Annotated in this window: 22 protein-coding genes; 14 read left to right on the forward strand and 8 right to left on the reverse strand. The window is 72.6% G+C overall.

The window, feature by feature from the left end:
• The first annotated feature begins 1 nt into the window (after position 1).
• From ACIBG4_RS08925 to ACIBG4_RS08945, 5 genes are read left to right on the forward strand one after another with little or no spacing between them, the layout of a single operon-like run.
• A complete protein-coding gene (locus ACIBG4_RS08925; RefSeq protein WP_397201348.1) occupies positions 2-943 on the forward strand; it encodes a hypothetical protein in 942 nt (313 codons plus the stop codon).
• Positions 940-1,752, forward strand: coding sequence for a nitrilase-related carbon-nitrogen hydrolase (locus tag ACIBG4_RS08930; protein WP_397201349.1), 813 nt, complete (start codon positions 940-942; stop codon positions 1,750-1,752). The genes ACIBG4_RS08925 and ACIBG4_RS08930 overlap by 4 nt, the downstream gene beginning before the upstream one ends.
• Positions 1,745-2,668 (forward strand): ABC transporter substrate-binding protein, encoded by a 924-nt coding sequence (locus tag ACIBG4_RS08935; RefSeq protein WP_397201350.1) that lies wholly within the window; start codon positions 1,745-1,747, stop codon positions 2,666-2,668. The genes ACIBG4_RS08930 and ACIBG4_RS08935 overlap by 8 nt, the downstream gene beginning before the upstream one ends.
• Positions 2,665-3,612 (forward strand): amino acid ABC transporter permease, encoded by a 948-nt coding sequence (locus ACIBG4_RS08940; protein ID WP_310716970.1) that lies wholly within the window; start codon positions 2,665-2,667, stop codon positions 3,610-3,612. Before ACIBG4_RS08935 ends, ACIBG4_RS08940 begins: the two co-directional genes overlap by 4 nt.
• On the forward strand, positions 3,609-4,373 hold the full coding sequence (locus ACIBG4_RS08945) for an amino acid ABC transporter ATP-binding protein (protein WP_310716972.1): 765 nt from the start codon (positions 3,609-3,611) through the stop codon (positions 4,371-4,373). Before ACIBG4_RS08940 ends, ACIBG4_RS08945 begins: the two co-directional genes overlap by 4 nt.
• Before the next feature lie 7 nt (positions 4,374-4,380).
• Here the strand turns inward: ACIBG4_RS08945 and ACIBG4_RS08950 are convergent, their stop codons facing one another.
• The 3 genes from ACIBG4_RS08950 to ACIBG4_RS08960 all read right to left on the reverse strand — a co-directional run bounded on the left by ACIBG4_RS08950 (position 4,381) and on the right by ACIBG4_RS08960 (position 5,369).
• On the reverse strand, positions 4,381-4,824 hold the full coding sequence (locus tag ACIBG4_RS08950) for a GNAT family N-acetyltransferase (RefSeq protein ID WP_397201351.1): 444 nt from the start codon (positions 4,822-4,824) through the stop codon (positions 4,381-4,383).
• A 71-nt stretch (positions 4,825-4,895) separates the two neighbouring features.
• On the reverse strand, positions 4,896-5,099 hold the full coding sequence (locus ACIBG4_RS08955; RefSeq protein WP_310716976.1) for a hypothetical protein: 204 nt from the start codon (positions 5,097-5,099) through the stop codon (positions 4,896-4,898).
• Positions 5,100-5,126: 27 nt separating this feature from the next.
• Positions 5,127-5,369 (reverse strand): hypothetical protein, encoded by a 243-nt coding sequence (locus ACIBG4_RS08960; protein ID WP_310716978.1) that lies wholly within the window; start codon positions 5,367-5,369, stop codon positions 5,127-5,129.
• A gap of 384 nt (positions 5,370-5,753) precedes the next feature.
• On the opposite strand from ACIBG4_RS08960, the gene ACIBG4_RS08965 reads away from it, so the two are divergent.
• The 6 genes from ACIBG4_RS08965 (at position 5,754) to ACIBG4_RS08990 (ending at position 16,469) form a co-directional block, all read left to right on the forward strand.
• Positions 5,754-6,815 carry a tetratricopeptide repeat protein gene (locus ACIBG4_RS08965; protein WP_397201352.1) on the forward strand — a complete coding sequence of 354 codons (1,062 nt, stop codon included), beginning with the start codon at positions 5,754-5,756 and terminating at the stop codon, positions 6,813-6,815.
• Between the two features lie 189 nt (positions 6,816-7,004).
• Positions 7,005-8,264 carry a C39 family peptidase gene (locus ACIBG4_RS08970; RefSeq protein ID WP_397201353.1) on the forward strand — a complete coding sequence of 420 codons (1,260 nt, stop codon included), beginning with the start codon at positions 7,005-7,007 and terminating at the stop codon, positions 8,262-8,264.
• A 216-nt stretch (positions 8,265-8,480) separates the two neighbouring features.
• Positions 8,481-12,779, forward strand: coding sequence for a HAMP domain-containing protein (locus ACIBG4_RS08975; RefSeq protein ID WP_397201354.1), 4,299 nt, complete (start codon positions 8,481-8,483; stop codon positions 12,777-12,779).
• Between the two features lie 66 nt (positions 12,780-12,845).
• Positions 12,846-15,227: a SpoIIE family protein phosphatase gene (locus ACIBG4_RS08980; protein WP_397201355.1), complete on the forward strand. Its 2,382-nt coding sequence runs from the start codon at positions 12,846-12,848 to the stop codon at positions 15,225-15,227.
• 146 nt (positions 15,228-15,373) lie between these two features.
• Positions 15,374-15,799, forward strand: coding sequence for a nuclear transport factor 2 family protein (locus tag ACIBG4_RS08985; RefSeq protein ID WP_397201356.1), 426 nt, complete (start codon positions 15,374-15,376; stop codon positions 15,797-15,799).
• A gap of 514 nt (positions 15,800-16,313) precedes the next feature.
• The gene (locus ACIBG4_RS08990; protein ID WP_310716989.1) at positions 16,314-16,469 is read left to right on the forward strand and encodes a hypothetical protein; all 156 of its coding nucleotides are present in this window, start codon (positions 16,314-16,316) and stop codon (positions 16,467-16,469) included.
• 250 nt (positions 16,470-16,719) lie between these two features.
• Here the strand turns inward: ACIBG4_RS08990 and ACIBG4_RS08995 are convergent, their stop codons facing one another.
• Positions 16,720-17,133 (reverse strand): winged helix-turn-helix transcriptional regulator, encoded by a 414-nt coding sequence (locus ACIBG4_RS08995; RefSeq protein ID WP_397201357.1) that lies wholly within the window; start codon positions 17,131-17,133, stop codon positions 16,720-16,722.
• Between the two features lie 62 nt (positions 17,134-17,195).
• On the opposite strand from ACIBG4_RS08995, the gene ACIBG4_RS09000 reads away from it, so the two are divergent.
• Positions 17,196-18,089 (forward strand): SDR family oxidoreductase, encoded by an 894-nt coding sequence (locus ACIBG4_RS09000; RefSeq protein ID WP_397201358.1) that lies wholly within the window; start codon positions 17,196-17,198, stop codon positions 18,087-18,089.
• An 80-nt stretch (positions 18,090-18,169) separates the two neighbouring features.
• The gene (locus ACIBG4_RS09005) at positions 18,170-19,123 is read left to right on the forward strand and encodes an NAD-dependent epimerase/dehydratase family protein (RefSeq protein ID WP_397201359.1); all 954 of its coding nucleotides are present in this window, start codon (positions 18,170-18,172) and stop codon (positions 19,121-19,123) included.
• Positions 19,124-19,157: 34 nt separating this feature from the next.
• On the opposite strand, the gene ACIBG4_RS09010 is transcribed toward ACIBG4_RS09005, so the two are convergent.
• The 4 genes from ACIBG4_RS09010 to ACIBG4_RS09025 all read right to left on the reverse strand — a co-directional run bounded on the left by ACIBG4_RS09010 (position 19,158) and on the right by ACIBG4_RS09025 (position 22,380).
• Entirely contained in the window at positions 19,158-19,652 is a 495-nt protein-coding gene (locus ACIBG4_RS09010) for a hypothetical protein (protein ID WP_310716997.1), read from the reverse strand.
• Positions 19,653-19,737: 85 nt separating this feature from the next.
• Positions 19,738-20,751 carry an NAD(P)/FAD-dependent oxidoreductase gene (locus ACIBG4_RS09015; protein WP_310716999.1) on the reverse strand — a complete coding sequence of 338 codons (1,014 nt, stop codon included), beginning with the start codon at positions 20,749-20,751 and terminating at the stop codon, positions 19,738-19,740.
• Positions 20,748-21,278: an isoprenylcysteine carboxyl methyltransferase family protein gene (locus ACIBG4_RS09020; protein WP_310717001.1), complete on the reverse strand. Its 531-nt coding sequence runs from the start codon at positions 21,276-21,278 to the stop codon at positions 20,748-20,750. The genes ACIBG4_RS09015 and ACIBG4_RS09020 overlap by 4 nt, the downstream gene beginning before the upstream one ends.
• A gap of 49 nt (positions 21,279-21,327) precedes the next feature.
• The gene (locus ACIBG4_RS09025) at positions 21,328-22,380 is read right to left on the reverse strand and encodes a type III polyketide synthase (protein ID WP_397201360.1); all 1,053 of its coding nucleotides are present in this window, start codon (positions 22,378-22,380) and stop codon (positions 21,328-21,330) included.
• A gap of 173 nt (positions 22,381-22,553) precedes the next feature.
• Here ACIBG4_RS09025 and ACIBG4_RS09030 point away from each other — a divergent pair, with 173 nt between their 5' ends.
• Entirely contained in the window at positions 22,554-23,414 is an 861-nt protein-coding gene (locus ACIBG4_RS09030) for a UbiA family prenyltransferase (protein WP_397201361.1), read from the forward strand.
• The last annotated feature ends 10 nt before the right edge of the window (positions 23,415-23,424 follow it).

A 23,424-nucleotide genomic window follows, 5' to 3' on the forward strand; every position in this document is an offset into this window, starting at 1 on the left:
TGTGACTAAACCCCTCATCCGGCTCGCCCTGCGTGACTGGGACCACCTCGTGCCCGTGGTGACGGGCGCGGTCCGCCCCCGGGCGTTCGAGCTGGCCCTGGAGTCCAGGGACAGCACGCCCGACGTGCTGGCCGAGCCGGAGCTGGACGGCGGGGAGACGTCCTTCAGCAGGTACGTGCTCGGCCGGGCCCGGGGCGACGACCGGCTGGTCGGCCTGCCCGTGTTCGTGATGCGCGGCTTCCGGCAGCGGTGCGTGCTGGTGCGCCGCGACAGCGACGCCGGTGACCTCGCCGACCTCAAGGGCGCCCGCGTCGGCCTCACCGGCTGGCCCGACTCCGGCAACACCTGGACCCGGGCGCTGCTGCGGGAGGTCGGCGTCGACCTGGGCGGCATCACGTGGACGGTCGGCGCCGTGGACGCCCCCGAGCCGGGCAAGGACCGGGTCGGGCAGGGCGCGCTGCCGGACAACGTCGGCGTGACCGACGGCTCGCTCGCCGAGGACCTGGCCGCCGGCCGGATCGACGCCCTCATGACGCCGTTCATGCCCCGCGGCTTCTTCACGCCGCAGAGCCGGTTCCGTCACCTGCTGGCCGACCACCCGGCGGCCGAGCTGGACTACTACCGCCGCCACGGGTTCGTCCCCGGCATCCACCTGGTGACGATCAGGAGCGAGGTCGTCCGGCGGCACCCCTGGCTGCCGGAGGCCGTACAGGAGCTGTTCGAGGAGTCCAAGCGGCACTGGGTGGCGCGGCGGCGGCTGCTCGCCGACACCACCCCGTGGCTGCTCGCCGGCCTCAGCCGCACCAGCGAGGTGTTCGGCGAGGACTGGATGCCGTACGGCGCCGGCGCCAACGCCGCGATGACCGCGGCCTTCTGCGAGGAGCTGCACGCCCAGGGCATCGCCGCCTCCCCCATCGACCCGAAGGAGGTCTTCACCGCATGAAGGATCTGCGCGTGGCCGTCGGCCAGTTCGCCTCGGGCGAGGACTGGGAGGCCAATCTGAAGGCGTGCGCCGGCCTGCTCGACGAGGCCGTCGCCGGGAACGCCGACCTGCTCGTCCTGCCCGAGGGCGCGATGGCCCTGTTCGTGGACGACCCGGTACGGATCAGGCAGGCGGCGCAGCCGCTCGACGGCCCGTTCGTCACCGGCCTGGCCGAGCGGACCCGCGGCACCGCCACCACGGTCATCGTGGGCATGCACCAGCCCGCCGAGGACGGCCGGGTGATCAACACGCTGGTCGCGCTGCGCGACGGCGAGATCGTCGCCACCTACCGCAAGCTGCACCTGTACGACGCGTTCGGCCGGCGCGAGTCCGACAACGTGCTCGCGAGCGACGACTCCCCCGTCGTCCTCGACTGCGCCGGCTGGAAGGTCGGCCTGATGACCTGCTACGACGTGCGCTTCCCCGAGATGGCCCGGCTCCTCGCCGACCAGGGCGCCCAGGTCGTGGCGCTGCCCGCCGCCTGGGTGCGCGGCCCCGCCAAGGAGTGGCACTGGGAGGTCATGGTCACCGCCCGCGCCCTGGAGAACACCTACTACGTGGCCGCCTCCGGCGAGTGCGGCCGCCGCAACATCGGCGCGAGCATGTTCGTCGACCCGCTCGGCGTCTGCCGGGCCCGGCTCGGCGACACGCCCGGCCTGCTGTGGGGCACGGCCTCGGCCGAGGACCTGGCGCAGGCCCGCCTCACCCTCCCCGTCCTCGCCAACCGGCGCTTCACCGTGAACCCCAGCCCGAGGAGCCTCGATGCGTAAGACGACCCCCGCCGTCGTGGCGGCCGCCCTGCTGCTGGCCGGCTGCGGCGCCAATCCGCCGGAGAGCGAGGGCGCGGTCGGCGCCGCCTCCTCCGCCCCGGCCGCCGCCACCCACGCCAAGGACCAGGCCCTGTACGACCGCCTGCCCGACAAGGTGAAGACGGCGGGCAGGCTGGTATCGGTCAACAACGGCTCCTTCCCCCCGTACGAGATCGCGGGCACCGACGGCAAGTCGCTGACCGGCGTGACCGCCGACCTGTCGGCGGAGCTGAGCGGGCTGCTCGGCGTCAAGATCGAGCACGTGACCGTGGACGGGCTGCCCAGCCTGCTCACCGGCATCAAGGCGGGCCGCTACGACCTGGCCCTCGGCCCGGTCGGCGACTTCCCCGAGCGCCAGGTCGCCAACGACTTCGTCGACTGGGTGCAGGAGTTCGTGGTCTTCGCCGTGCCGAAGGGCAACCCGCGCGGCATCCAGTCGATCGCCGACACGTGCGGGCTGCGGATCTCCGTCATGTCCGGCGGCTCCGCCGAGAAGGTGATCAAGGGGCAGTCCGCCACCTGCGTCAAGGACGGCAAGCAGAAGATCGAGGTGCAGTCGTACAAGGACCAGCCCACCTCGATCCTGGCGGTCCGCTCCAACCGCGCCGACGCGTTCTTCTCCTCCCAGGCCCCGCTGACGTACTTCACGCAGCAGTCGGGCGGCGAGCTGGAGCTGGCCGGGACCGGCAAGGCCAACGGCTTCGACGACCTCTATCAGGGAGCCGTCGTCGCCAAGGACTCCCCGCTGCGTGAGGTGGTCAAGGACGGCTTCCAGAAGCTGATCGACGACGGCACGTACGAGAAGGTCATGAAGAAGTGGGGCACCGGCGGCAACATGATCAAGCAGGCCGGCGTCAACCTGGCGGCGCAGTCGTGACGGCCGTCACCGAGCGGAGCTCGCCCCCGGAGGTCGACGTCGCGGGAGCCTCCCGCACGCGCCACCCGCTGCGCTGGGTGGCCTCGGCCGTGCTGCTGGTCCTGGCCGCCCAGCTCGTCAGCCTCCTCGTCACCAACCCCAACTTCCAGTGGGACGTGGTCGGCCGATACCTGAACGCCCAGGTGATCGGCGCCGGCATCATGACGACCCTCTTCCTGACGGTCATCGCCATGGCCGTCGGCGTGGTCGGCGGGGTGCTCGTCGCGATGGGCCGGCTGTCGCACAACCCGGTCGCGCGGCTGGTCTCCGGGCTGTACGTATGGTTCTTCCGGGGCACACCGGTGCTGGTGCAGCTGGTGCTCTGGTACAACCTGTCGGCCCTGATGCCGCGGATCTCGTTCGGAGTGCCGTTCGGGCCGGAGTTCCTGTCTGCCGACACCAACCAGCTGATCACGCCGCTGCTGGCCGCCGTCCTGGGCCTCGGGCTGAACGAGGCCGCGTACATGGCGGAGATCATCCGCGGCGGGCTGCTGTCGGTGGACCCCGGCCAGTCGGAGGCCGCGTCGGCGCTCGGCATGAGCCGGGGGCGCACGTTCCGGCGGATCGTCATGCCGCAGGCGATGCGGTTCATCGTGCCGCCGACCGGCAGCCAGGTCATCAGCATGCTGAAGGCCACCTCGCTGGTCAGCGTCATCGCCCTGGCCGACCTGCTCTACACCGTGCAGGCCATCTACAACCGCACCTTCCAGACCATCCCGCTGCTGATCGTCGCGTGCGTCTGGTACCTCGTGATCACGTCCGTCCTGTACGTCGGGCAGTCGTTCATCGAGCGGCACTACGCGCGCGGCGCCACCCGCAACGCCCCGCAGAGCTTCTGGAGCTTCCTGCTGCTGCGCCGACGGCGCCCGGCCGCCGCCCCGACCCGCGAGGAGACGCCGTCATGAGCATGCCCATGGTCCACGCGCGGGCCGTCCGCAAGAGCTTCGGCCACCTGGAGGTGCTCAAGGGCATCGACCTGACCGTCGGGCGGGGCGAGGTCGTCGTCATCCTGGGGCCGTCGGGGTCCGGCAAGTCGACGTTCCTGCGCTGCGTGAACCACCTGGAGACCATCGACGGCGGCGCCATCCACGTCGACGGCGAGCTGATCGGATTCTCCGCCTCCGGCGGCCGGGTCCACCACCTGCGCGACCGCGACATCACCCGCCAGCGCAGGGAGATCGGCATGGTCTTCCAGCAGTTCAACCTGTTCCCGCACTTCACGGTGGTACAGAACGTCATGGAGGCGCCCGTCGGGGTGCGCCGCGAGTCCCGCGCCAAGGCCCGTGCCCGCGCCGCGGCCCTGCTGGAGCGGGTCGGGCTGAGCGACAAGGCGGGCAGCTACCCCCGGCAGCTCTCCGGCGGCCAGCAGCAGCGCGTCGCGATCGCCCGCGCGCTGGCCATGGAGCCCAAGCTCATGCTGTTCGACGAGCCGACCAGCGCGCTCGACCCCGAGCTGGTGGGCGAGGTGCTCGCCACCATGAAGGGCCTGGCCCACGACGGGCTCACCATGCTCGTCGTCACGCACGAGGTCGGGTTCGCGCGGGAGGTGGCGGACCGGGTCGTCTTCATGGACGGCGGCGTCGTCGTGGAGTCGGGGCCGCCCGCCGAGGTGCTGGACAACCCGAGCAACCCCCGCACCCGCGCCTTCCTCAGCAAGGTCCTCTGACCGGCGCTCACACGGGATGTGTGAGCAGGCGGCGGCCTTCGTCGCGGAAGCCGCGCTTGCCGTAGTAGGCGAACAGGTGGCTCACGTCCATGCCGTTGGGGGCGACGACGATCTCGACCGCCGCGCATCCCTGTCCGGCAGCCCAGCGCAGACTGTCGTCGATGAGCCGCTCCGCCTCGCCCCGCCGGCGCGCCTCCGGGACGACGTACAGGTCCTCCAGCTCGGCGATCAGCCCCGACTCCAGCCCGAAGGAGGTCGTGGTGATCGCGAACGCGACGACGCGGCCCTCCGCCTCGCTCACCGCGACGCGGGCGGCGGGCGAGGCGACCAGGTGGGCCAGGTTGGCGCGCAGGTCGTCGCGCGAGGTGGTGAAGCCGTCCTCCGCGTAGAAGGCGACAGCCAGGGAAAGCAGGTCGGGCAGGTCGCCGGGGCCGGCGGTGCGGATGGCCATGGGCTCCATGATGGCCGCCCGCCGGGCGCGCGTACCATCCCTTTCTCCTGGTACGGATGGTCCACGTACGGCTAACCGGTGCGGGGGTGCAGGTGGCGGGCGACGCCGGCGACGCACGCCGTGATCGCCGCCAGGAGGGCCGTCGCGCCTTCGACGCCGACTCCCGCGCGCAACAGCACCACCACCGCCCCCGACACGATGACGACGACGACGATCACGGCGGCCCGCGAGCCGGGCGCGGGCAGCGCCGGGTGGTGACAGCAGGGAATGCCCATGGGTGTCCTTTCCTGAAGTGAGGTGGGTCAGGGCGTCGGAGGGTGGCCGGCGGCGGTCTGCTCGTCGGCCCAGAACTCGATCAGCTCCTCGGCCGTCAGCCGGTCGGCGGGGCGGCCGGGAGGCGTGCGGCCCGTGGCCAGCGCCCAGGTCGTCACCAGGAGGATGAGGAGCTGGTCGTCGTCGTGGGCCCACGGCCCCGGCGGACGGCCCGGCCGCCGGTCACCGGTGACGCGCAGGAAGGTGTGCGGAGCGGCGGCGGCACACGGCATGAGCTCTCGTCTCCATGGTCGGCGATCGGGATGCGGCCAACGATGCCGAGGAGAACGGCTCGGGTGCCACCGGTCCAAACGCCTCCGGACGACTCCGGAACAAATGCCGCTGTATCCGGACAAAAGGCTATATAAAAGCGGAGAATGAGCGGCGCTCATCATCCGGGATCGTCCGGGATTGTCCGGAAGCATTCGCCGCCATGCGGGCGCGTCCGGCTGCGTGCGGAAGTGTGCGGCAACATACGAGCTCTCACACGGCAAAGTCACCGGTTGATCCCGGACAATCGGAAATCTCGGATCTGGCCGTGCTTGTGCGTCCGGTGGTGCCAGGATGACTCCTGTTATCCGCCGTTTATCAAAGATCACTCATTTTCGGCTGGGGCGATGACCGAACTACCTCGCGACGGGGTGCCGTGCCCCTTCGTCATGCGGCTCAGGGAATTGCACGCGCTGGCCGGATACCCGGCGCTGTCGGAGCTGTGCCGGTTGTCACGCTCCAACGGACCGCACCTGGAGCTGCGCAAGAGCACGGTGTCCGACGTCCTCACCGGCAAGCGGAAGCGGGTGCCGAAGTGGCCGTTCGTGTACGCGTTCGTCACGGCCTGCGCCACGGCGGCCCGGCAGGCGGGTCTGGACGTGGGCGGCATGGGCGACGTCCAGGCGTGGAACGAGCACTGGCGCGCCGCGCAGGACGCCGGCGGGGCCGCCGCCGCGCTCACCCCTCTCCCCGCGCTGAGCGGAGCCACCGCGCTCGCCGTCGCCGCACCCGCCACCACCATGTTCGCCTCCGCCCCGCGGACCGTCGCGGAGCACGAAACCCCAGCGATGACCGCGTACGCGGCCCGGGCGGTCGCCGCGTACGCGGACCGGCCGATGGCGCCGGTGCCTGAGCAGGGGCTGGACCCGGTGGAGCCCGTGTCCGAGGAGGACCGGGAGCTGCTGCGGATCTACGGCAGGACCGGCCTGCGCCTGCTGCGCCGGAGCGACCCCGGCGACGGGCTGGACTGCATGCGGCTGGCCGTGGTCACGCTGCTGAGGAACCAGCCGGACGTGGCGCGCGACTGGCTGCGCCGGGCGGGCGACGCCGGCAGGCACGAGGCCACCGAGCTGTTCAACCATCCCCGCCCCCAGGAGCGCGCCGCCGGGCACGCCTACCTCCACGGCGTCGGCTACCAGGAGGCCGACCCTCCCCGGCCGAGCTGCGCGATGTTCTTCTTCCGGCTGGCGGCCGACCGGGGCCACGCCGGAGCCGCGTACCGGCTGGCCAGGGCGCACCGCGCCAAGCGGGAGGACACGGAGGCCGAGAAGTGGCTGCGGCGCGCCGCCGACGCCGGGCATCCCCTCGCGGCCTCCGTGCTGACGGGCGCCCGCACGCCCTCGGGCGCGATCGACGCGGCCCTCCTCGCCGAGCTCCTCGACGGGATGCCGGCGGAGCCCCCGGTCTAGTCCCCAGGGGTGGGACGGCGGCCGATGACGAGGAATCCCTCGAAGGCGGTCACGGACCGATGACAGCCTGTTCACGAATCAGGAGAAACATGGTCCTCTTGCTGGCCATACGTAGATCTCCCGATGCGGTCGCATGCCCGATCTGTTTACTGTCTGCCGCGTCGAGCGGCGTCCGAGCAAGGTGGCTACATGCGCGCTTTATCCATGTTCGTCTCCACCGTCTTAGTGGTCACGACCTTTACCGGTCCCGCCGCTGGAGCGGTCCGGACCAAACCGGCGGCCGGCACCTCGGATGTCGCCTACCGGCGGTCCGACTTCTCCACCGGCGCCCCCGAGGGGACCGCCGGCGACGGCGACGGCCTGTCCTTCGCCTCCGCGGCCGGCACCACCTCCTACACCGACGCGCTCGGCACCAGGACGTGGGAGTACGCCCGCTGGACCGGCCCCGAGGAGCAGGTCGGCTTCCCCGCCACCGAGCTGATCGCCTCCTGGACCGCCGACATCCCGGCCGGGAGCTGGATGCAGGTCGAGGCGCGTGCCCGCAACGCCGCGGGGCTGACCAAGTGGTACGTGCTCGGCCGCTGGGCGTACGGAGAGGACGCCATCCGCCGCACCTCGGTGCCCGGCCAGGGCGACGCCGACGCCACCGTCTCCGTCGACACGCTGGTCGCCGCGGCCGGCCGCCAGATCAACGCCTACCAGCTCCGCCTCACCCTCTACCGGACGCCCGGCTCCGGCCTCACGCCCCGGGTGCGCACGCTCGGCGCGATGGCCTCCAACGTGCCCGAGCGCAAGACCGTGCCCGCCAGCCCGGCCGGCGGCGCGTGGGGCGTCGAGCTGCCCGTGCCGCGCCGCTCGCAGAACGTCCACCAGGGCCACTACCCCGAATGGGACGGCGGCGGCCAGGCGTGGTGCAGCCCCACCTCGACCACGATGGTCCTCGGCTACTGGGGCCAGGGGCCGAGCGCTGCGGACACCGCCTGGGTGGACCCCTCGGACCCCGACCCCGAGGTGGACTACGCCGCGCGCTACAGCTACGACCACGCCTACCAGGGGGCGGGCAACTGGCCGTTCAACACCGCCTACGCGGGGCGGTACGGCATGGACGGGTTCGTGACGCGGCTGCGGTCGCTCACGGAGCTGGAACGGTTCATCTCCGCGGGCATCCCGGTGATCACGTCGCAGTCGTTCAAGAAGGGCGAGCTGCCGGGCGCGGGCTACGGGACCAACGGGCACATCATGGTGGTCGTCGGCTTCACCTCTACCGGTGACGTGATCGCCAACGACCCGGCGTCGTCCGACAACGACGCGGTGCGCCGGGTGTACCCGCGGGCGGACTTCGAGAACGTCTGGCAGCGCAGCTCCAGCAGCGGCGGCATCGTGTACGTCATCCACCCGCCGGGCCACGCCCTGCCCGCCACGGTCCCGGGCCTGCCCGCGAACTGGTGACGTCCTCCGATCTTCAGGCGCCCGCCCGGCGCCCGCGCGGCTCGGCCTGACGGCTGAGCCGCGCACCCGCACGCTCGTCTCCCGCGTGTACCGGCAGGGCTTACTTGCCGGTACATTCTCTGCGCGGCCCTCGGATCGGCCGCCCGTTATGCCCCATATGGCGATAATGATGATCGGACGTGCACTCGCATGCCGGACAGCGGAACGAGGGTGAACATGGGCGAGACGACGGCCAGCGGCTCCCGCCAGCAGGCACGCCCCGGCCGAGGTGTGAGCAAGGCGCAGGAGCTGGAGCTGCGGCAGCTCCTGGCCGGGCTGACCGCCGTCCGTGACGGCGACTTCGGCACCAGGCTGCCGGACGACGCCGGCGGGCTGCTGGGCGAGATCGCCCTGGTCTTCAACGGCATGGTCGACCAGCTCTCGCTGTTCACCTCCGAGGTGACCCGGGTGGCCCGCGAGGTGGGCACCGAGGGACGGCTCGGCGGCCAGGCCGAGGTGCCCGGTGTGTCGGGCACCTGGAAGGACCTGACGGAGTCGGTCAACGCCATGGCCGGCAACCTCACCAGCCAGGTCCGCTCCATCGCCGAGGTCACCACCGCGGTCGCCAAGGGCGACCTGTCCCAGAAGATCACCGTGGACGCCCGGGGCGAGATCCTGGAGCTGAAGAACACCGTCAACACGATGGTCGACCAGCTCTCCTCGTTCGCCGACGAGGTCACCCGCGTCGCCCGCGAGGTCGGCACCGAGGGACAGCTCGGCGGCCAGGCCGACGTGAAGGGTGTCGCGGGCACGTGGCGCGACCTCACCGACTCGGTGAACTACATGGCCGGCAACCTCACCGCCCAGGTCCGCAACATCTCGCAGGTGGCCACCGCCGTCGCCCGCGGCGACCTGTCCCAGAAGATCACCGTGTCGGCCCGGGGCGAGATCCTGGAGCTGAAGAACACGCTGAACACCATGGTGGACCAGCTGTCCTCGTTCGCCGACGAGGTCACCCGCGTCGCCCGCGAGGTGGGCACCGACGGGCGGCTGGGCGGCCAGGCCGACGTCAAGGGCGTGTCCGGCACGTGGAAGGCGCTGACGGAGTCGGTCAACGTCATGGCCGACAACCTGACCGCCCAGGTGCGCTCCATCGCCGAGGTCACCACCGCGGTCGCCAAGGGCGACCTGTCGCAGAAGATCCGGGTGGACGCCCGGGGCGAGATCCTGGAGCTGAAGGAGACCATCAACACGATGGTCGACCAGCTCTCCGCCTTCGCCGACGAGGTCACCCGCGTCGCCCGCGAGGTCGGCACCGAGGGCCAGCTCGGTGGCCAGGCCACCGTGCGGGGCGTGTCGGGCACCTGGAAGGACCTCACCGACAACGTCAACTTCATGGCCTCCAACCTGACCGGCCAGGTGCGGTCCATCGCGCAGGTGGCCACCGCGGTCGCCAAGGGCGACCTGTCGCAGAAGATCACGGTCGACGCCCGCGGCGAGGTCGCCGCGCTCGCCCAGACGATCAACACGATGGTCGACACGCTGTCCGCGTTCGCCGACGAGGTCACCCGCGTCGCCCGCGAGGTCGGCACCGAGGGCCAGCTCGGCGGCCAGGCCCGGGTCCCCAACGTGGCCGGCACGTGGAAGGACCTCACCGACAACGTCAACTCGATGGCCGACAACCTGACCAACCAGGTGCGCTCCATCGCCCAGGTCACCACGGCCGTCGCCAGGGGCGACCTGACCAGGAAGATCGACGTCGACGCCCGCGGCGAGATCCTGGAGCTCAAGACCACCATCAACACGATGGTCGACCAGCTCTCCTCGTTCGCCGCCGAGGTCACCCGCGTCGCCCGCGAGGTGGGCAGCGAGGGCCGGTTGGGCGGCCAGGCCGAGGTCGAGGGCGTCTCCGGCACGTGGAAGCGGCTCACCGAGAACGTCAACGAGCTGGCCGGCAACCTCACCCGCCAGGTGCGCGCCATCGCCGAGGTCACCAGCGCCGTCACCTCCGGCGACCTGACCCGCTCCATCACGGTGGACGCCGAGGGTGAGCTGGCCGACCTGAAGGACAACATCAACTCGATGGTGGGCTCGCTGCGCGAGACCACCCGCGCCAACCAGGAGCAGGACTGGCTCAAGTCCAACCTGGCCCGCATCTCCAGCCTCATGCAGGGCCACCGCGACCTCAGCGCCGTGGCCGAGCTGGTCATGAGCGAGCTGGCCCCGCTCGTGTCCGCCCAGTACGGCGCCTTCTTCCTCGCCGAGGAGTCGCCGGCCGGCGCCGAGCTGAAGCTCATCAACGCCTACGGCTACCCGGCCGGGACCGACCGGCCCACCCGCTTCAGGCTGGGCGAGTCGCTGATCGGGCAGGCCGCCCGCACCCGGCGCACGATCGCGATGGACGGCGTGCCGGCCGACTACGTCAAGGTCTCCTCCGCGCTCGGCGAGACCACGCCGACCTCGGTCATCGTGCTGCCGATCGTGGTCGAGGAGCAGGTGCTCGGCGTCATCGAGCTGGGCTCGGTCTACGCGTTCACCGCGGTCCACCGGGCGTTCCTGGACCAGCTGATGGAGGCCATCGGCGTCAACGTCAACACCATCATCGCCAACGCCCGCACCGACGAGCTGCTCGTCGAGTCGCAGCGGCTCACCGCGGAGCTCCAGGCCCGCTCGGAGGAGCTGCAGAACCAGCAGGAGGAGCTCCAGCGCTCCAACGCCGAGCTGGAGGAGAAGGCCGCCCTGCTGGCCACCCAGAACCGGGACATCGAGACCAAGAACCTGGAGATCGAGCAGGCCCGGCAGGAGCTGGAGACCCGCGCCCAGCAGCTCGCGCTCGCCTCGAAGTACAAGAGCGAGTTCCTGGCCAACATGAGCCACGAGCTGCGCACCCCGCTCAACAGCCTGCTCATCCTGGCCCAGCTCCTGGCCCAGAACCACACGCGCAACCTCACCCCGAAGCAGGTCGAGTACGCGAGCATCATCCACTCGGCCGGCTCCGACCTGCTGCAGCTCATCAACGACATCCTCGACCTGTCCAAGGTCGAGGCAGGCAAGATGGACATCGCGCCCGAGCGGGTGCCGCTGCGGCAGCTCCTCGACGACATCGAGGCCACGTTCCGCCCGATGACCATGCAGAAGAGCCTCGACTTCGTCGTCACCACGGCCGCCGGCGTCCCGGTCGACGTGCTGACCGACGACTCCAGGCTCCGCCAGGTCCTGCGCAACCTGCTGTCCAACGCGGTGAAGTTCACCGAGGCGGGCAGCGTCGAGCTGCACATCGAGCCGGCCTCGACCACCGAGGTCCCGTCCTCGGTGCGCATGCACGGCTCGGCCATCGCCTTCCGGATCAAGGACACCGGCATCGGCATCGCCGAGCAGCACCTGGAGGCCATCTTCGGGGCGTTCCAGCAGGCCGACGGCACCACCAGCCGCAAGTACGGCGGCACCGGGCTCGGCCTGTCGATCAGCCGCGAGATCGCCTACCTGCTCGGCGGCGCGATCACCGCCCAGAGCTCCCCGGGCAAGGGCAGCGTGTTCACCCTCTACCTGCCGGTGGCGCGCCCCGACTTCGACGAGCCGCCGGCGGGCTCCTCCGCCCGGGAGCGCGACGCCCGCGAGGTGCTGGAGTCCGGCTCGGTGACCGTCACGCCGGCGGTGTCGCCGCCCCAGCCGCAGCAGCAGCGCCGGCTGCTGGTGATCGAGGGCCGCGATCGCGGGCTGCTGTCGCTGGTGGCCGAGAGCGCCGTGGCCGACCTGGCCAACAACCGCGACCGGGGCGACCAGCGCGGGCCCGTCGAGGTCATCAACGCCGTCGGGGTGCAGGAGGCGGCCACCGCCCTCGCGGCCCAGGCGTACCACTGCATCGTGCTGGAGCTGGACATGGCCGACGGCGCCGCGCTGCGCTTCCTGGAGGACATGGACGGCGACTCGGCGCTGCGGGGCGTGCCCGTCCTGGCCTACAACAACTGGCGGCTGGACCCCGGGCAGGAGTCCAACCTGCAGGCCCGCACCGGCACCCAGCCGCTCGAACTGCTCTCCAGCCTGGACGAGCTGCGTGAGCGCATCGCGCTGCACCTGTCGGCCGAGGGGCCGCACGACGTGCTGCCGCTGGTCAGGCCCGAGGAGGTGCAGCGACCGGTGACGCAGGCGGGCGACGGGACGCTCGCCGGCCGTACCGTGCTGGTCGTCGACGACGACGCCCGCAACCTGTACGCGCTGACCGGCATCCTGGAGATCCACGGCCTCCAGGTGCTGCACGCCGAGAACGGCCGCAAGGGCATCGAGACCCTCACCGCCCACCCGGAGATCGACATCGTGCTGATGGACGTGATGATGCCGGAGATGGACGGCTACGCGGCCACGGCGGCCATCCGGGCGATGCCGCAGTACGCCGACCTGCCCATCATCGCGGTGACGGCCAAGGCGATGCCGGGCGATCAGGAGAAGAGCCTGGCCTCGGGGGCGAGCGACTACGTCACCAAGCCGGTCGACGCCGACGACCTGCTGGCCCGGATCCAGCGCCGGCTGGGCAGGTAGCCGCTCGCGGCGCCATCCCGCCCGCCCGGGCCCACAGCAGCTACGACCAGCGTCGAGGAGCAGGACGTGCACGACTCCCAGCAGCCCGCCGATGAGGGCACCCGCCTCGGGCGGCTGGCCGCCACCGTGGAGCGGCTGCGCCGTGAGGTGCGCGAGGCGCACGCGGCGGCCGACGGCCGGGCCCTGATCGAGCTGGCCAAGGGCATCCTGGTGGAGCGGCTGGGCTGCAACCCGGCCGAGGCCGCCAGGCAGCTCGCCGCCCTCGCCGAGCAGACCCGGCTGACGCAGCTCGAGCTGGCCGCCGACATCGTCAACCAGGCCGCGCAGGACCGGCTGACCGAGGCGGCCAGCCAGTTCGTCAGCGCGGCCACCGGCCGCGAGGGCGCCGCGCCCGGCCCCGGTGGCGGCGACCCCGGCGACTCCGGCGACCACGCGTCGATCGCCGTACGACTGCGCACCGCGGAGAGCGGGGTCCTCGCCGCGGACGACACCCAGACGGTCAGCGAGTCGCTGCTCCAGCACGCGCTGTCGCCGCTCGGCGCCACGGCCGTCGCCGTGTGGGCGGCCGGCACGGACGGCTCGCTCACCCTGGCCGGCGCGGCGGGGTTCGCGGCCGGTGAGGCGGAGCGGTGGCGGTACGTGCCGCCCGGCGTCGCGACGCCCGCCCGGCAGGCGCTGGTGGAGCGGGGTACCGTGTGGTTCGCCGACCTGTCGGAGTTCGGGCTGCCCTCGATCGGCCATCAGCCCTCGCAGAGCGGCGGCCGGGTCACCGTCCCCGCGGGCACCGGAGGCCGCATCCTCGGCGTGCTGGAGATCGCCTGGACGCATCGTCTGCCGCCGCAGCCGCAGTCGGTCCAGCGGCAGGTGGAGGCGCTGGCCGAGCTGATCGCCCACACCCTGGAGGGGCACCCGGCCTTGCAGGCGGTCCTGCGCCCGCCCCAGTCGGACCTGATCGACCTGGCCGACGGCCTGCACGACCCCGCCCTCGTCCTGCGACCCCATCTCGACGCCGACGGGCGGCTCGTCGACTTCCTCATCCAGCACACCAACACGAACTTCGTCGACTTCGCGGGCCGCCCCCGGGCCGCGGTCAACGGCGCGCTGCTGCTGGAGGCGTACCCGATGGCGGCGGGCGAGGGCGGGCTGTTCGAGAAGGTCGAGCGCGTCCACGCCACCGGCGAGGCGTTCCGGACCGAGCGGATGCAGCTGACGGCCATCATCGACCAGGTGCCGCTGACCGCCGTCGCCAACGTCAGCGTCAGCCGCCACGGCGACTGCGTGCTGCTGGTGTGGCGCGTGCTGGACGAGGCGGCGCGGGTGGCGGGGCTGCTCCAGCACGCGCAGCGGCTCGGCCGCATGGGCGGCTTCGAGGAGAACGTCGTCACCGGCGAGATCACCTGGAACGGCCAGCTCTTCGCCCTGCTCGGCCTGCCGGCCAACGCGGCGCCCATCCCGCTCCAGCAGCTCCCGCGGCACGCCCACCCGGACGACGGGGTCGCCCTCGGCCGCTTCCTGCGCGGGCTGCTGCACCACCAGCGGCCCGCGTCCACCGCCTTCCGGCTCCGGCGCTCCGACGGGGTGTCACGGCACATCCGGGTGGTCGCCGAGCCGGTGCTGGACGCCAACGGGCGGCTGCTCTGCGTGCGTGGCGCGTACCAGGACATCTCCGCACAGCACTGGACGGAGGTGGCGCTCGCCGCGACGCGTGACCAGCTCGCGCACAGCGAGCAGCAGGCGGCCGAGCGCAACCGCCTGGCCCTCCAGCTCCAGCAGGCGATCATGCCGCCCACGCACGGCCCGATCGAGGCGTTCGACCTCCGGATCGGCGTCCGTTACCGGCCCGCCGAGGAGGAGGCGCTGGTCGGCGGCGACTGGTACGACTGCGTGGTGCTGCCGTCCAAGCAGGTGCTGCTGTCGCTCGGCGACGTGGCCGGCCACGGCATCGAGGCGGCCACCGGCATGGTGGTCCTGCGCAACGCGCTGCGCGGCCTGGCCACCACCGGCGCCGGGCCCGCGCAGCTCCTCACCTGGCTCAACCTCGTCGCCCACCACCTGACCGAGCAGGTGACGGCGACGGCCGTCTGCGCGCTGTTCGACCCGGAGACGCGGGTGCTGCGCTGGGCCAGGGCCGGGCACTTCCCGCCGATCATGGTGCGCGACGGCGAGTCGTCGGAGCTGCCGATGATCGACGGCGTCCTGCTGGGGGCGCTGTCCGAGGCGAGGTACGACGAGGGCAGCGTCCAGCTCCTCAAGGACGACGTGCTGCTCATGTACACCGACGGGCTCATCGAGCGGAAGGACCGCAGCCTGGAGCACTCCCAGCGGCAGCTCCTCACGGTCGCCACGGCCGAGGTGTCGTCGCTGGAGCAGCGGCTCGACCACCTGCTCACGTACAGCAGGTCCGACACGGACGACGACACCTGCGTCATCGGCATCCAGCTCCGCTGACCCGGCGCCTCCCCGGGCGTCGACCCTGATCCCGGTGGAGGGCAGCGCGCGGCGCCGGGCACGGCGGAACGCTTACGTGAGAGGTAATCGACTTGCCTATCGGCTTCCACAAGACTGGCCGCACAGTCTAAGGAAAGGGACCCGTCATGACCCGGAAGATCGTCGAAGAGCTGCTCGGCCGGATGGCCAAGGGCGACCACGACGGGGCCGCCGAGCTGTTCGCCGAGGAGATCGACTGGCAGCTCGACTGGCCGGAGGAGGGGCACCCCGCCGTGCCGTGGATCCGGCGGCGCACCGGCCGGAGTGACGTGGCCGGACATTTCCGCATGTTGGAGGCGTACCACATGCCCGAACTGAACGGCACGTCGGTCACGCGGATCCTGGTGGACGGGGCCGACGCGGTCGTCCTGGGGCACATCAGGCAGACCGTGCGGGCGAACGGGCAGGCTTACACCTCGGCCTTCGCGCTCCACCTCACGGTCGAGGACGGGTTGATCACGCGGTACCACATCTACGAGGACAGCCTCACGGTGGCGCGCGCCCTCACCGCCGGCGCCGATATTTCCGAATAACTCCGCTTTTATCCGAATATAAATCCCGGCGCATTCGTCCGTACGGCGAGAAATGCCGTGCCGACCGCCAGGAATACCGCGGAGCAATCCGTCCGGGGCATGTGGCGAGGCTGCCACGCTGCGAGCCGTACCGCCGCTCGACGGAGCCGTTCCCGGCCTCCGCGCCGCCGGCGGCGGCCTTCCGCCCCGGCGGGGGTCTTCCGCCCGGCGGGGGCCGAGCACGCGGATCTCAGGGAGCGACTCCCGGGCCCGTCTCGTCCGCGACCGCGAGATCGGGCTCACGGTGCTCGCCATTTCAATCCACCGCGCGGCATCAACCTGATGATTTTTGCGTAGTCGCGCCTTTACCGAGAACGGCGAAGCACCCGCCACTAATCCTTATTGACGTGTTGAAGCTGGAAATCGTTGGCGTCGTGCATTAGTGGGGATACGCTCGTTATCACAGCCCGGCGGGGTCCATCGGACCACAACCAGCGGACCCCGCCGGACCATTACCCACCCGAAGGAGGGCGTCATGCCGAAGTCCTCTCGCCACCTGAGGATCAGGATCGACGGAGAGTTCCGCGTACGACCGCCACGCCGAACCTTTCTCGTCGTCAGCCTGATCGCCGTCGTCGTGGCCATCGTCCTGGTGGCCGGTGACAACACGACGGTCCAGCTCTTGCTGTGACCGGCGGCGCAAGGCCGCCCGCCCTCGCGGTGAGCGGCCTGACGCGCCGGCGCGCACGCCGACGACGCGCCCGCACGGGACGACTCCGATGCAGCCATGATACCTCGGAGTTCGGAAAACAAAGGGCCGCGCCGCTCCTCGACAACGGCCTTGTTCAGGCCGCGTACATTCCGAAGATTTTCCACCGCTCACAGTTGGACATTTATCCCCCCGCCTTTTTCCGGCAGGCCGGCGACGTGCCCGTTGTCCGTCACCCGGAACGCCGGCTGTCATAAGCGGCCTGGGCCTCCAGCACCTCGGGCATGTCCGCCTCCAGTTGCTCGATGAGGGCGAGCAGCCGCACGGCGGCGCGCTCGCCGAGCGGCGTGAGGCTGTAGTCCACCCGCGACGGGAAACCCTCACGGGCGCGCCGGTCGACGAATCCGTCACGTTCGAGCAGTTGCAGCGTCTGCGTGAGCATCTTGTCGCTCACCCCGTCGACGCGGCGGCGCAGCTCGTTGAAGCGCATGGCGTGCTCGTGCAGGCCGAGCAGGACCAGGGGACCCCAGCGGCCGGTGATGTGCTCGAAGGTCGCGCGGGAGGGGCAGGCGCGGGCGAAGACGTCGAACTCCAGCGCCGGCAGAGTCCGCTCCGCCTCGGTGGCGGGCTGTGCGAGTGCGTCCATGCCCTGATGCTACCTCTTGGTTAGCACTTACTTTAAGTTTGCGCTTTCTGGGAGAAAGTGCCATGGTGGGTCACGAACGCCCCGCCACGAAAGGGATCACCATGTACGTCGTCACCGGAGCCACCGGATCTCTCGGCCGCCTCGCCGTCCGGCAACTGCTCGACCGGGTCCCCGCGGACCAGGTCGCGGCCGTCGTGCGGGACAAGGGCAAGGCCGCCGACCTGGCCGCCCGCGGGGTCGAGCTCCGCGTCGCCGACTACGACGACCCCGCGAGCCTGCGCGGCGCCTTCGCGGCCGGCGACCGGGTGCTGTTCATCTCCGGCAGCGAGGTCGGGCGGCGCGCCGCCCAGCACCAGGCGGTCGTGGACGCCGCCAAGGACGCCGGGGTCGCCCTCCTCGCCTACACGAGCGTCCTCGGCGGTCCGAAGGCCGACTTCGACCTGGCCCGCGACCACCAGTACACCGAGCAGGCCATCATCGACGCCGGCGTTCCCCACACCTTCCTGCGCAACGGCTGGTACACCGAGGTCTACACCGAGAGCCTCGGCCAGGTCCTGGAGCGGGGCGCCCTCGTCGGCAGCGCCGGCCGGGGCCGGGTCGCCTCGGCCGCGCGCGCCGACTACGCCGCCGCGGCCGTCGCCGTGCTCACCGGCGAGGGCCACGAGAACAAGGCGTACGAGCTGAGCGGCGACGTCGCCTGGGACCTGGACGAGTACGCGGCGGAGGTGTCCCGGCAGTCCGGCAAGGAGATCACGTACCGGAGCGTGACCCCCGAGGAGCACCGGGAGATCCTCACCGCCGCCGGCCTGCCCGAGCCCGTCGTCGCCCTCCTGCTCGACATCGACGGCGCCATCGCGCGCGGGCTGCTGGCCGGGACGAGCGGCGAGCTGTCGCGGCTCATCGGCCGCCCGACGACCCCGCTGTCCGACAGCGTCGCCGCCGCCCTCCGCTCCTGACCTCGCCGGACCCCCGGCGGGCGCCTCCCGACAGGGCGGCCCCTCGAACGGGGGCGGGCCGCCGGTCTAGGCTGGGGCGCATGCGCGTAGTGGTGATCGGTGCCAGTGGTCACATCGGCACCTACCTGGTCCCCCGGCTGGTCGACGCGGGTCATGAGGTGGTTGCCGTCAGCCGCGGCAAGCGTGAGCCGTACACCCCCCACGGCGCCTGGTCCCGGGTCACCACCGTGACCGCCGACCGCGAGGCGGAGGAGGCGGACGGCTCGTTCGGCCGGCGGATCGCCGACCTCGACGCCGACGCGGTCATCGACCTCATCTGCTTCACCGAGGAGAGCGCCCGCCGGCTCGCCACGGCCCTGACCGGGCGCGTGCGCCACTTCCTGCACTGCGGCACGATCTGGATCTACGGCCCCAGCACCCGGGTGCCCACCACCGAGGACCGGCCGCGCCGCCCCATCGGCGAGTACGGCCGGCAGAAGGCGGCCATCGAGTCGTACCTGCTCGACCGGGCGCACCGCGACGGGTTCCCCGCCACGCTGATCCACCCGGGCCACATCACCGGGCCGGGCTGGGTCCCGGTCAACCCGGCGGGCAACCTCGACATCGGCGTGTTCCAGGCGCTGGCCGACGGCGACGAGGTCACGCTGCCCAACCTCGGCATGGAGACGGTCCAGCACGTCCACGCCGACGACGTGGCGCGGCTGTTCATGGACGCGCTGGCCGCCCCGTCGGCCTCCGTCGGCGAGAGCTTCCACTCGGTCGCCACGACCGCGCTCACGCTGCGCGGCTACGCCGAGGCGGTGGCGGGCTGGTTCGGGCGCGAGGCGCGGCTGGCGTACCTGCCGTGGGAGCGCTGGCGCGAGACGGTGCCGGAGAGCGACGCCCGCGTCACCTACGACCACATCGCGCACAGCCCCCACTGCTCGATGGAGAAGGCCGCGCGCCTCCTGGGCCACCGCCCGCGCCACACCTCGCTGGAGGCCGTCGCCGAGGCCGTCGACCGGCTGGTGCGGACGGGCCGCATCACCACCTGACCGGCGACCGGCGACGAGGCCGGGCGGTGAACCGTCAGTGGCCGGCGACCTGGGTCTTCAGCGCGATGATCACCAGCCCGAGCAGCAGGTTCATGATCCCCGACACCACGACCACGCCCTTGCCCGAGCCCGCCGACACCGCCGCCGCGACGGCCCAGGCGACCTGGGTCGCCACCGCGACGCCCAGCGCCACCCAGGTGGCCGCCTCGTTCGACATCCCCAGCTGGGAGGCCAGCGCGACCGCCACGGCCGGCGGCACCGCGGCCTGGGCCAGCGGCCACTCCTGCCGCCCGGCCGCGCGTATCCGCCGCCACGTCAGCGGGTACAGGCCGCGCTCGACCAGCCTGACGTACAGGTGCGCCAGCCAGAACACCACGCCCGTGCTGATCAGCAGCAGCACCAGATCTCCCGGCGGGCTGGGCGTGCCGGCGGCGCTGCCGGCGACCACGGAGGCCGCGAGCAGCGAGCCGTACACCGCTCCCCCGAACTCGGCCGGCTCCGGAGCCGCGTCCGTGTCGCGCGCATTCATGACAGCAGTGTCCGGCGGGTCCCGCGTGACGGCCGGGCGGCGTGCCCGGCCATGCACAGATTTGGGACGATCCAGGATGGTGGGACTACGACAGGGCGCGGACCGTGGCGGTGAAGACGCCCGGGAGGCGCTGGGCGGCCGGCACGACGAGGCGGGCCATGCCCGGGCGGCCGGCCGCGTACACCAGGGCCCCCGTGAGCAGCCGGTGCGCCCGCGACAGCCGCAGCCACGCCTGCTCGTACTCCTGCGGCCGGCCCTGCCGCAGGCAGCCGACCAGTGACCGGGCGCACCGCACCGCCAGCGACACCCCTTCACCGGTGAGCGCGTCGGTGTAGCCGGCGGCGTCGCCCACCAGCAGCACCCGCCCGGCGACGCGGGCCCGCACGCGCTGGCGCAGCGGCCCGGCGCCGCGCACCGCCGTCGCGGGCGCTCCCCGCAGGCGGGCGAGCAGGGCCGGGAACGCGTCGAGGTGCTCGGCGTAGCCGTGCCGGCGGGTGCTCAGGATCGCCACCCCGACGAGGTCGCCGGCCACCGGCGTCACGTACGCCTCACCGCCGCCGGACCAGTGGACCTCCACGTGGTCCGTCCACGGGGCCACGCGGTAGTGCCTGCGCAGCCCGTACCGGCGCGGGCCCCCGTCGGGCAGCCCGAGGCCGAGCGAGCGGCGGATCGGCGAGTGCAGGCCGTCCGCCGCGACGAGCCACCGGGCGCGCAGCCCACCCGCCTCCACGCCCTCGCGGTCCTGGGACACGGACCCGATCCGGCCCGTGACGGTCTTGACGCCCAGCTCGGCGGCCCGTCGGGCGAGGGCGGCGTGGAGCACGGTCCGCCGCACCCCCAGCCCCTCGGCGGCGCGGAACGGGGCGCGGGCGGAGTGCCGGCCGTCGAGGTAGTGGATGCCGCGCAGCGGCCGGCCCGAGAGCTCCACGCCCATCGCGGTCAGCGCCGCCACCCCGCCGGGCATCAGCCCCTCGCCGCACGCCTTGTCCACCGGCGTCGCGCGCGGCTCCACGACCACCGCCTCCATCCCGGCCAGGGCCGCGTGGATGGCGGTCGCCAGGCCGGCGGGCCCGCCGCCGGCCACGAGGACGTCGATCACGCGACCGCCCGCCCGCCGGCGGTGGCCAGCGCCGTGTTCTCGCAGCGGATGCGGACGACCATCAGCACCGCGTTGAGCAGCGTGAACGCGAGCGCGGTGACCCACGCCGTGTGGACGAGCGGCAGCGCGGCGCCCTCCACGACGACGGCGACGTAGTTGGGGTGCCGCAGCCACCCGAACCGGTACGGCCCGCGCGTCACGAGCGGCAGCCCCGGCACCACGATCACCTGGGTGTTCCAGCGCGGGCCGAGGGACGTGATGCACCACCAGCGCAGCGCCTGGGCGGCGACGACGAGGACCAGCATCGGCCAGCCCAGGGCGGGCAGGAACGGCCGGTCGGCCAGGGCGACCTCCAGCGGCGCGCCGGCCAGCAGGCCGGTGTGCAGGGCCACCATCCACGGGTAGTGGCCCTGGCCGGTGACCACGCCGCCGCGTTCGAGGCTCCATCGGGCGTTGCGGCGGGCGATGCGCAGCTCGGCCAGGCGTTCCAGGCCGACGAGCAGGATGAGCGTCAGATACCAGAGCATGGCCACTCCCGGCGCGGTGGAGCGAGATCGGCGGACTTCGGAGACACGACTACCAGCGGAGCAGGACCAGCTCGGAGCAGAAACCGGGCCCCATGGCGAGCAGCAGCCCGTACTCCCCCGGCTCCGGCCGGCGCTCGTCGAGCGTGTCACCCAGGACGTGCAGAACGGAAGAGGACGACAGGTTTCCGTTGGCGGCCAGGGAGCGCCAGGTCAGCTCCAGGGCCCCGTCCGGCAGGTCGAGCACGTCGGCCACGGCCTCCAGCACCTTCGGGCCGCCGGGATGGCACACCCAGACGGCCATGTCGCGGGCGGTGAGCCCGTGCCCGGCGAGGAAGCCCCGCACGTCGTCGGCCAGGTAGCGCCGGACCATGTCCGGCACACTGGCGTCCAGCAGCACGCCGAACCCCGTGTCGCGCACCTCCCAGCCCATGACGTGCCCGGAGTCGGGGTACAGGTGGCCGAGCGTGGCCACCACCGTCGGCCCGCGCGCCTCCCGCTCGCCGCCGCAGGCCACCACGGCCGCCGAGCCGTCGCCGAACAGCGCGCTCGCCACCAGGTTGGCGGGCGAGGAGTCGCCGCGTTGCACGGTCAGCGAGCACAGCTCGACCGACAGCAGGACCGCCGCATGGCCGGGCCAGCCGCGCAGGTAGTCGTGCAGCCGGGCGATCCCCGCCGCCCCCGCGACGCAGCCGAGCCCGAACACCGGCACGCGCTTGACGTCCCGCCGCAGGCCCAGCCGCTCGACCAGGCGGGCGTCCACCGAGGGCGCGGCCACGCCGGTCACCGACGCGAACATGATCATGTCCACGTCCTCCGGCTCCAGCCCGGCCGCCTTGATCGCCCCGCCCACGCTCTCCGCGCCCAGCTCGACGGCCGCGGCGATGTACGCGTCGTTGGCCGCGCCGAAGCCGTCGATCTTGTCGTAGTCCTCTATCGGGAGCGCGAGGTTGCGGAAGTCGACGCGGGCGCTGCGGTGCAGCCGGTCGAGCAGCCGCCGGTCGGCGCCGTCGGGCAGGCACATCCGCGCCGCCATGTCCGTCAGCTCAGCCTGGGGGTAGCGGTTGGGCGGGAAGGAGGTGCGGACGGCAGCGATACGGGTCATCTGGGCTCTCCGGCTCGTGGCGCTGTACGACTCCGACCCTCGGGACGCTTCCCTCCCGGGCGCCCGCTAAGCCATCGCGATGACCACATTCCCTTGTCCCTTCGATCATCCGGCAGCGGTGGGACGGGGCGTGGGGACCTCGGCGGCGGGCAGGCGCGGCCTACGATCGGGGGGTGACGGGTGGTGAGGCGGCGCGCGTGAGCGGACTCCTGCGGGTGGCCGGCGGGCTGGCCCGGGCGTGCCATCCCGGGCCGACGGTCGCGGTGACGTCCCTGGTGACCGCGCTCGCCGTGGCGAGCGGGCGCGACGCGGCCGGGTGCGCGCTCGTGGCGGCGGCCGTCCTCACCGGGCAGCTCTCGGTCGGCTGGTGCAACGACGCGGTCGACGCCCGTCTCGACGTGGCGGCCGGGCGCTCCGGCAAGCCGATCGTGGACGGCGTGGTCGGCGCGCGGACCGTCCGCAACGCCGCGTTCGCCGCGCTGCTGCTGTGCGTGCCGCTCTCGCTGGCGTCCGGCCTGCTCGCCGGGGCCGCGCATCTGATCGGCGTGGGCGCCGCGTGGGCCTACGACCTGGGCGTGAAGGCCACGATCTGGTCGTGGCTCCCGTACGCGGTGGGGTTCGGCTCGCTGCCCGCCTTCGTGACGCTCGGCCTGCCGGGGCACCCGTGGCCGGCCTGGTGGGCGGTGGCGGCCGGGGCCCTGCTGGGGTGCGGCGCCCATCTGGCGAACGTCCTGCCGGACATCCCGCACGACCTGGCGGCGGGGGTGCGCGGGTGGCCGCAGCGGCTCGGCGCGGAGCGCACGCGGCTGCTGGCCCCGCTGCCGCTGCTGGCGGCCACGTGGCTGCTGGTCTTCGCCCCGCCGGGCGACGCGGGCGCCGCCGGGTGGCTGGCGGTGGCGGTGACGGGCGTGATGGTGGTCGCGGGCACGCTGCTGCACGGGCGGGCCGCGCGGGCGCCGTTCGCGGCCGCGATCGGGGTGGCGGCGGTGGGCGTCCTCGTGCTGCTCGCCAACGGCCCCGCCCTCACCGCGTGACGCCGCACCG

It is taken from the genome of Nonomuraea sp. NPDC050383, assembly GCF_044459125.1.
Taxonomy (GTDB): domain Bacteria; phylum Actinomycetota; class Actinomycetes; order Streptosporangiales; family Streptosporangiaceae; genus Nonomuraea.